This is a genomic window from Aeromonas sp. HMWF014, assembly GCF_963878295.1.
In the GTDB taxonomy this organism is placed as follows: Bacteria; Pseudomonadota; Gammaproteobacteria; order Enterobacterales; family Aeromonadaceae; genus Aeromonas; species Aeromonas popoffii.
Genome location: NZ_CAWNYS010000152.1, coordinates 1 through 8,041 on the forward strand (window position 1 = coordinate 1; position 8,041 = coordinate 8,041).

General features: G+C 51.1%; 7 protein-coding genes and 3 pseudogenes. 4 read left to right on the forward strand and 6 right to left on the reverse strand.

Going from position 1 to position 8,041, the window contains the following annotated elements:
• The coding region (locus AAC083_RS06085; RefSeq protein WP_219927865.1) for a hypothetical protein at window positions 1–189 on the reverse strand (189 nt) is incomplete at its 3' end.
• A gap of 245 nt (window positions 190–434) precedes the next feature.
• Here AAC083_RS06085 and AAC083_RS06090 point away from each other — a divergent pair.
• A pseudogene (locus tag AAC083_RS06090) lies at window positions 435–560 on the forward strand (IS630 family transposase); the annotation flags it as partial.
• Window positions 561–818: 258 nt separating this feature from the next.
• On the opposite strand, the gene AAC083_RS06095 reads toward AAC083_RS06090, so the two are convergent.
• Window positions 819–1,592, reverse strand: a complete 774-nt coding sequence (locus tag AAC083_RS06095; protein ID WP_108536085.1) for a hypothetical protein — start codon at window positions 1,590–1,592, stop codon at window positions 819–821.
• Between the two features lie 251 nt (window positions 1,593–1,843).
• Between AAC083_RS06095 and AAC083_RS06100 the strand changes: the two are divergent.
• The 3 genes and pseudogenes from AAC083_RS06100 (at window position 1,844) to AAC083_RS06110 (ending at window position 3,931) form a co-directional block, all read left to right on the forward strand.
• A pseudogene (locus AAC083_RS06100) lies at window positions 1,844–2,080 on the forward strand (ogr/Delta-like zinc finger family protein).
• A gap of 274 nt (window positions 2,081–2,354) precedes the next feature.
• The gene (locus AAC083_RS06105; protein ID WP_181364667.1) at window positions 2,355–2,960 is read left to right on the forward strand and encodes a zinc ribbon domain-containing protein; all 606 of its coding nucleotides are present in this window, start codon (window positions 2,355–2,357) and stop codon (window positions 2,958–2,960) included.
• A 425-nt stretch (window positions 2,961–3,385) separates the two neighbouring features.
• Window positions 3,386–3,931: a hypothetical protein gene (locus tag AAC083_RS06110; protein WP_146181595.1), complete on the forward strand. Its 546-nt coding sequence runs from the start codon at window positions 3,386–3,388 to the stop codon at window positions 3,929–3,931.
• A 634-nt stretch (window positions 3,932–4,565) separates the two neighbouring features.
• On the opposite strand, the pseudogene AAC083_RS22930 reads toward AAC083_RS06110, so the two are convergent.
• From AAC083_RS22930 to AAC083_RS06130, 4 genes and pseudogenes are all read right to left on the reverse strand, one after another.
• A pseudogene (locus AAC083_RS22930) lies at window positions 4,566–4,775 on the reverse strand (hypothetical protein); the annotation flags it as partial.
• 51 nt (window positions 4,776–4,826) lie between these two features.
• Window positions 4,827–5,003: a DUF3606 domain-containing protein gene (locus tag AAC083_RS06120; protein WP_080741165.1), complete on the reverse strand. Its 177-nt coding sequence runs from the start codon at window positions 5,001–5,003 to the stop codon at window positions 4,827–4,829.
• A gap of 411 nt (window positions 5,004–5,414) precedes the next feature.
• A complete protein-coding gene (locus AAC083_RS06125; RefSeq protein ID WP_108536087.1) occupies window positions 5,415–7,406 on the reverse strand; it encodes an MtrB/PioB family decaheme-associated outer membrane protein in 1,992 nt (663 codons plus the stop codon).
• A gap of 11 nt (window positions 7,407–7,417) precedes the next feature.
• The coding region (locus AAC083_RS06130) for a DmsE family decaheme c-type cytochrome (RefSeq protein ID WP_146181596.1) at window positions 7,418–8,041 on the reverse strand (624 nt) is incomplete at its 5' end.

Sequence of the window (8,041 nt, forward strand, 5' to 3'; positions counted from 1 at the left end):
GTAGCTAGGTGTGTGACGATCATTGTTTTTACGTGACTCAATTAACTTTTTGTTAAAATTTATGTAATTTACATTATCTGTGTCAATGTTTGCTCTTGTAGCAAAAGAGCTCATTGTTTCTAAAGCTAGCGTGGGGGTTGATAATGATGTCAAGGTAATCAATAAAATTGCTATTTTTGTTTTCTTCATTTTTAAACACCTATTGTGATTGGTTGTATCTACTGAGCCTGTATCATGTCGAAAATCTCATTGCACTATTAAATTCAACATTAATAGCCCTATCCTGTATGGGCTCGTTCGCATCTATTAAATGTAAACAAAAAATTGTGTCAATCAAACATTTATTAGGTAGGAAGGAAATGTGATTCGCCACGCATATAGCGTATATAAAAGTGGTTTTTTTGTAACTAGATGTATCTGTAAATAGGTTCAAGCTGCATGAAACTATCACGCGTAATCACCAATGCCGAGGAATAGGCAGCTTGCTGACTCGAGTGAAGCACTTCATGAACAAGATGTCGCCTTTCCCTGGGAGTGGTTATGGAGCAGCCCTGGTGTAGCACCATTAGGATTAATTATTCAGGAGGCCTATAGAGGTACGATGCTACTTACACCTGCAATGAAATACTTCCCTTATGTGAGCTGGTCAGCGAGATCATCAACAGCAGCGGTATAGCGCGCGATTTATGAGCATCTTTTAAAAATTGTGGTGCAGTATGATAGGACTAAGAGCAGAGACGTAATATAAAACGTATTCTTATGTGAAAAAGTAAGGCAATAGTGCTGGAATCCACTATTGCCTTATACGGTTCTTAGTCTTATCTAGGATTAATTCTGGCATTGCCACCAAAGAAACCAACGGTCATACCGCCCCCTTTGAACCAGCTGTGGTCACTTGATGCATTTTTATCTTTCATGGTGATAGATGAATACAGGAAGGACGCGTATCGGAAGGTGCCAGAGCGCCCACGCAGTTGATCTTTGGGATAAATCGATGTCCATACACCTTCTACATAGCCATATCCAATGCCCCCACCTTCACCGGTGAACGTCAGATAGTTGTAGTTTGCCGCTTCTGCATCAATCTGACAGCTTATGATGCCGCCGCCAACCGCCAAGCCGGCACACTTGGTATACCATCCGTAGTTGAATCCAGAAGCCGTTTTAGTGATGGCGTTCTGAGTCAAAGGCTTGTTCTCTGCATCCATAGCAATGGATATGTAGGAGTCATCTTGATTGGCCTCTGAGGCTGAGCGGCCTTGCCGAGAAGAGCCCTGGGTTTCATCAAGCTGAATGGATATTTTTCTCGGGCTGCTTTTTTTGGCAATAATGGTGATCCATTGTCCATCGTCGCTTTTTGCTCTGATTACACCTGTACGGCTATTGGTATCAGAGTTAATGTCGTATTCATTATTACCTTTGTTGATATCGCCCATGCTATACCAGTTATCATCTAACATGATCTCTGCATCGTGAAATTCCGCATCAATCCTGTTGTCTATGCTTATTTTAATAGTGTTTTCATTTTCTGCATAAACATTGAGAGATAGAGAGGCGAGCACCCCCAGAACTATGGCACTTTTGTTTTTCATGTGAACTCCATTTTTATAATTAACGTGAGTGCATATTCTCTGCACCCCGCAATAGTTATAAAAGCTGACTTGTTGCCAAACAATTAAATCAGTGTGACAAATTGTAACAAAATGTGTTTGTGTAGATTTTTGAGTGTTATCAATCGTTGATATATGACCTAAGTGGTATGTACATGACGCATTTCAGTGTGCTGTGTAAAAAGTATGAATGTATAAAAAATATAAAATGGTTTATGAAGAGAGGGGGCGCGATGCGGGTCTATTACACCGTATGTGGCCAGCGTGGCCGCATTACCAACAGCAACCAGTTGAGTAATGATGTCTCTGATCTCTATTGCCAGTGCACCGATGCCGAGTGTGGCCACCTTGTCGTTCGCTCACACCTTAAGCCCCTCGGCCAAGACCACCACCAGCTGGTACTGAGCCTGATGGGATCGCTGACGCCAGAGGGGCGGCAGTTGGTATTGAAAGGACTGGGGGCGCAATAGCGCCCCCAGTTGTTTTCCCTCTCTCGCATTGTGGCTCTCCACTCGGTAGAGTCACCGTGCCGCTAGCCACAGCCTTCCCACTTCATTGCCCCATTTTGCTGACTTGCGTCAAAAAATTAACCAAAAATCAGAGTCATGGATAACTTTTTACACACTAAGTCAGTTAGCGTTTGACATAATTCTCATTTGAACCTTGTTGTCCAAAGGTAATCTAGGTATATCTGATAGTTAGTCCCTTCTCAATTCGGTTAAACGCAGCATACAAGGAGCTACTGTGCACTGTAAAAAATGTGGAAATGAAATTTCTGATACCAGCAACTTCTGTGGGAATTGTGGGGAGCCGCGTACCTTTATAAATACAGCTGTGGGAGATGGTAGTGTAAATATAGCCGGTAGCAATACTATATCTAATAGTCATCTTCACGTTGGTGATGTTTATCAGGCTGTCCCCCCAAAAGAGCAAGCTTACATTGATAGAACATACGTTAAGCAAGTTACACTAGCTGGTAGTCCCGTGAAAACATCATGGTTAATAATTTCCGGGGCGGTTGGTTTTATCGGGAGTTGGGCATCTATATTTAGTGTGCTTGGTAGCTATTGGCAGTATTTGTTTATAATTTTTCTTGCTCTAAGTATGAGCATGCTTTTGAATGGTATCGTTTTATGGAAGACGAGGTTCTCAAATTTAAAATGGTTTAATATCGAGTCAAATAAGGATGGGGAAGTATTTATAACTAAAGTTTCTGGTAATTGCCCGAAGTGTGATGGAACTTTAAAACTTGTTGATATTCAGATGTCTAAAAATAGCAAGAAAACATTTGCCCGCTGTTCTAGAAACGGCGACCATATCTGGAACTTTGATCCAACAGTTCTAGATTGAAATATAACAAAAACTCAGGCATCCATCTTTGTGGGAGGGGGCTGGGGGATAATAGTGCTCCAGTCTCTTCTCTGGCCAGTTTCACAGTTCAGGCACCGGTAGTCATTGGTAATTTTTTGCACATGATACGGTTCATCATCAAAACTTTATTAATAATCCAGAGCAATAGATTATTTTTTTGCTTACTAAACGGGTGGCATTTGATACCCTGCATATTCAACTCCCATTCTGTCAAAGAAAACCGAGATGTTTGATGATGTAGACATCTTCAGTTCGGCTAAACGAAGGGAGCTAAAACCCAGCACCGTAGCCATTTCAATGGATATTAGTGAGGCTTGTGTGTGGGGGAGGGGACATGACTATGCGTAGGTTAAGCTGGTTGGTGTAGAATGTTGAGTTTTTGATGTATCTATTTAAGGTGAGTTATGGATAAGATATTTTCAATATATGAAAGCCCACTTTCGGATGAAACTAAGGTCTTAAGAAGAAATAGCCTGCTGTCATCTGGTCTTTGTTTGTTTATAGCAATGACAGGTGAGCTTCCAAGTCAGTTTGCGTTGCTAGGTGTTAGTTTTTCTGCAAATCAACAAGAATTGATAGGTTGGTTTATTCTTGCTGTCGCCTTTTATTTTTTTCTTCATTTTATTTCAATGGCATCTGTAGAGGTCGCAAGGTGGGTTCATCCTATTTACCGATCTGTCGTAACAAAAAAAACTCTTCTTGAAGATTACTCGTATGCTTTTGATGAAGAGGATTTTGTTAATATTCCAGAGCAAGTCAACGAACAAGATAAAAATGCTATGTATAAAAATGCTAAAGAGTATGCTGATATACATGTAACGTCAAAGTTACGCTGGCTATACTCCCTTATATATCTAAAGCTGGCTATAGAGATTCTCGTGCCAGTTTTAATTGGAGTTTCTTCAATAACGATGATTTTATTTATGTTGACTGGGTTAACAGAGGTATAAAAATTTGATGTTCTGTGTGTCTAGGAAATATTGTGAATTTTTCACACTCATAGTTTAGTGTCATGGCAACTCCGAAGCAGTAGGTGGGATATGATGAAACATATGACATTATTCCTTAAGCCTCTGAGCTTAGGATCAGTAAATAGGTGAACCTCGCTTCAATGGCGTGGGTTACCTAGTTTTTCTATCCCGCACTGATTTTTCGGTGGTCAGCCACCACCTGGTGTAGTGCTGGCTGATACCTTGGGTTAAGCCGCTCGGCTGTGCCCGGGTTACCTCGGTCGGTACGGCATCCCGGGGCAATCCAGAGGGGGCGGCCGGTGACTGCGCACCGGATGGTGCCGTTCTGGTTGATGGACAAGGGGTTAGTCCTTCCACTATATGGCGGCGGCATATCTGGGGTGATGGCCGGCAGGGCCAGCGCTGCTGGGGGATGCAGATCACCCGATTATCCAGGCGGCGGTACTCTTCCCGGCTGACGCTCTGTTTGTTGTTCATCTTCATACCCACTCCTCGCTGTAGTCGTGCTGTTCTTGCTGCCACTCTGGTGCATCCAGCCCCTCCAGTACCCGCTACATCTCCGACTGGTAGGGTTGGGGCAGCATCTTTATGCAGCTACGGGTACCACTTCCTACCCTTGCAGGCGGGTCTTGATCCCTAAGCGGGCGGTGTGCAGGCCCATCTGGCGTGTGATCTCTTCGCCGTAGCAGCTGGTCTGATCCTCGATGAGGTGGGCCAGTTTGATGGGGTGCTCGGCGCGGGTAGCCAGCGGCCCGCCCATGCCTTTGAGATAGCAGCGGAAGAGGCTGTTATCAGCGGCATAGCGGGGCGCCTCAAAGCGCAGGTTTCGCGCGGGGGGCGTGTTGTCAGGTGATGGTTACCCGGAGCTGGGGGTCTATTTCTTGAGGTGCTTTCTGATGGCCTTGCCCGAGGTGCCGACGGCTTTCACTGCCCTTTTCAGCTGTACTTCGGTGCACTCGAAGGTCTTGATCCACAGCTTCATCTCATAGGGGTCGTTGACGTTGATGCTTTTGGCATCGAGGGGATGGGCGATGGTATTGTTGTCAGGCATAGGAACCTCAACTTGTTGAAATGGTTGGCGAGACAGCGGTCCTGACTCTGTGCTCATGTTCCTCCATATCGGTCGTGGGCGTGGTGATGGGGCTCACACAACGCAGGTAGCGGGTGAAACAAGGCCCGCTCACGACCCGAATCATCGGACCCTGTGGCTGGATGATGCGCATTGCACACAAAGCGGTTGTCAGATCAGGTTGCTGATGGGGTCATCCATTCCGGGCATTCCGGGCATTCCGGGCATTCCGGGCATTCCGAATACCCCGAGCATCTTGATGGTCACGGTAGGCTTGCGCCCGCAGGCCCCGTTGCCAAACCCGCGCGCCTCAGGGTGGGGCGGCGAGGATGGACCCCTTTATCAGGCAAGAGAAAGGGGAGCCAGGCTCCCCTTGGGTTTACTGCACAGCGGTCAGAACTTGTAGAGCCAGGAGACGGCGGTGAAGTAGCCGTTGTAGTCCTGGTTCAAATTGCCGAGGTTGCGCTCTTCGCCGGTGTAGAGGTAATCCACATCCTGGAAGTATTCGTAGCGCACATCCCAGCGCAGCGAGTGCTGCCGGGTGAGCTGATAGAGGGCATAACCTTCCAGCCGGTGCTGCTTGCTGGTGAGGTCGGGGTAGTCATAGCCCTTGCTGGCGTCCGTCTTGCCGCGACCATAGGCGAAGCTGTAGTCGAGCCCCAGCTCCAGATCCCGGTCAAACGCCTTCTTCTGGGTCAGTCCCAACCCCAGGGTGGTGATCTCGTCGCGCACCGCCGTGCGGTAGGGATCCCAGTCCGGCGCGCCTGTGTAGGCGTGGTTCTGCTTTGATGTGATCCACTGCAGGTTGCTGAACAGATGGCCGCTCAGGTTGTCGTCAAACTGCTGGTTGAGGGTGAGGTCGAGGCCATAGTCCTCGCCCTCGCTGCGCCCTATGTCCGGCTCCTTGTAATCATCCTTGGCCCACCAGCCTTCCAGGCTGGCATCCCGCCCCTCGCTGAACTGGTAGCCGAGATCGGTTCTGAGCTCCACCCTGTCCTTATCCGCCAGATAGAACTGGCGCAGGGTCGGGCTGCCGTTGCCGCCAGCGTTGTCGTGACGCCAGTCAGAGCCGTTTCGGGTGCCCCAGGCGAGTTTGCCGCCCAGTTGCAGCGGGCCGGCTGGGCGGTAGCGTCCCTTGACGAACAGGGTGTGCTCGTCGGTGTCCTGCCGGTCGGCCTGTTCGCGCTGATCGGCCTTGTACTGGTAACCGGTGGTGAGCTTGACCGCGCGGCTGAGCCTGTAGTCGGCCTCCAGATCCGCCTTGCTGCGGGTATGATCACGCTTGCTGCGCGGCTTGCCTATCACGGCGTATTCGTCTGACTTGTCCTTGCGATCCCGATACTCCCCACCGGCCCGCAGGGTGAGATCCCGGCCAACGCGGCTCACCCATTTGGCATCGGCCTGGAAGGTGCTGATCTCGCCGTGGAAGTCATTCTGAGTGACGGGGGCATTGCGAAAGGCGGTCAGGCTGCCGTTGGAGGTGGCCTGGCTGCTGAGGACGCGGCCAGTCAGGCTCTGCCTGTCCCAGTTGTACTGGCCGGAGAGGCTCAACTGGTGGAAGTTGTTGTCCGGTTCATAGGCGCGTTCGTTGGCGTAAGGGTCGGTGACGCTGCCGTAATAGAGGGCGGTGTCATCGGTGCGGTAGAGGGAGCCGTTGTAGGCGAGATCGACCAGCCAGCCTTCGCCCAGATAACTGACGCCGCTCTTGACCAGGGTGGTCGAGGTATCGTCGACGGGCTTGGGCAGGAGGCCGGGCACGCCGCCGACCCCGGGTACGGTCGGTTGGTAGTAGGCGAGGGTGGCCTCTTTTTTCTCATGAGAAAAATCGGCATAGGGGCGCCACGGGCTCTTTGGTGTATAGGCGAGCCCAGCGGCCAGCTTCTTGCGCACCACCTCCTTGTCAAATTCGGCCAGCTGGCCCTGGGTCAGCGGGCTGTCCCCCGGTCGATAGACGCTGCGCCCATGGCTGTTCCAGTAAAAGGGGGATTCCGAGTAGCCCATCCTGGCGCGAACGCCATCATAGTGACCCTGCTCCAGCGCCAGGCTGAAGCGCTCCATGCCGAGGTTTTTTGCCTCGAGGGAGCCGTAGCGGGAGCCGTCTCCCCGGTATTGCAGCTCGGCGTTGAAGATGCCGAGCATGCCGCTCTCCTGCGGGCTGGGTACCCAGTTGCGAAAGCGGGGGGCGCCGTCATCGTTGGCATAGCCGGCCCCCAGCCCCACCTCGCCAAACCAGCCGCTGTCGTGCTCGCATGACTTGCAACTCCAGCGCTCAGTCTTGGCCGGCTTGGCCTGTTGCAGGGAGTAATCCCCGACTGCCAGCGGCGCCTCGGCCGCCTGGGCCGAACAGACCGCCAGCAGGGAGAGCCAAAGTGTTGAATATTTCATGACTTCTCTCCTTAGCGTCGCAGGGATTGACCATTGGGGTGGTTGGTCCCGTGGATCTGGTTATGACAATTCAGGCAACTGCCGCCACGCACCTTGAGATCCCCCTCGGGGATGGAGACGTTGGCATGGGGCACGCTGTGGCACTCCTGACACAGTTGCGGCACCCGCTTGTTGAGCAGCGCCTGGTTGATGGAACCGTGCGGGCTGTGGCAGAGGGAGCAATCCTCGGTCACCGGCTCGTGTTCCCACAGGAAGGGGCCCCGTTTCTCGGCATGGCACTCGTAGCAGCTTTCGTTGAGGCTGGGCTGCTTCAGGCTGGCCTCGTTCTGCGACTGGTGCGGGTTGTGACAGCTGGAGCAGGGCAGTTCGCCATTGAGAATGGGGTGGCTGGTACGCTTGTGCAGATCGGCTTTCTGCTGGGCGTGGCAGCTGGTACAGGTCTCGACCTGCCGCTTGCTGTCCATCACCGGATCCTTGGCCTGATGCAACGCGTGGCAACTGGTGCAGGAGAGATCCTCCACCGCGTGGGCGCTGGCATGCCAGCCCATCCGCTTGGCGTCGGTATGGCAGGAGAGGCAGACGCTGTTTTGCTTCTCCACCGGTACCGGTGAATCGGGGCCGAAGGTGATCATGGG